Origin of the sequence: Bacillus cereus group sp. BfR-BA-01453, assembly GCF_022662915.1 — a bacterium.
In the GTDB taxonomy this organism is placed as follows: Bacteria; Bacillota; Bacilli; order Bacillales; family Bacillaceae_G; genus Bacillus_A; species Bacillus_A paranthracis.
The window spans coordinates 1-502 of sequence record NZ_JAKUEN010000044.1; the positions used below are offsets into that span (position 1 = coordinate 1).

A 502-nucleotide genomic window follows, 5' to 3' on the forward strand; every position below is an offset into this window, starting at 1 on the left:
AAAAGAACCAACAAAAGAAGTTGAAGAATCAAAAGAAGAGGTAAAAGAACCAACAAAAGAAGTTGAAGAACCGAAAGAAGAAGTAAAAGAACCAACAAAAGAAGTTGAAGAAACGAAAGAAGAAGTAAAAGAACCAACAAAAGAAGTTGAAGAATCAAAGGAAGAGCCAAAAGAACCAACAAAAGAAGTTGAAGAATCAAAAGAAGAAGTAAAAGAACCAGGAAAAGAAGTTGAAGAACCAAAAGAAGAAGTAAAAGAGCCAACAAAAGAAGTTGAAGAACCGAAAGAAGAGTCAAAAGAACCAGCCAAAGAAGTTGAAGGTCCGAAAGAAGAGTCAAAAGAACCAGCCAAAGAAGTTGAAGGTCCGAAAGAAGAGTCAAAAGAACCAGCCAAAGAAGTTGAAGGTCCGAAAGAAGAGTCAAAAGAGCCAACACCAGGAATTGAAGGTTCAAAAGACGCAGTAAATCAATCAGCAGTAGTTCAAGAACAAAACGTGAATAAT

1 pseudogene is annotated in these 502 nt (G+C 36.1%); it reads left to right on the forward strand.

Going from position 1 to position 502, the window contains the following annotated elements:
* Positions 1–502 (forward strand): annotated as a pseudogene (locus MR070_RS26855) (leucine-rich repeat domain-containing protein); the annotation flags it as partial.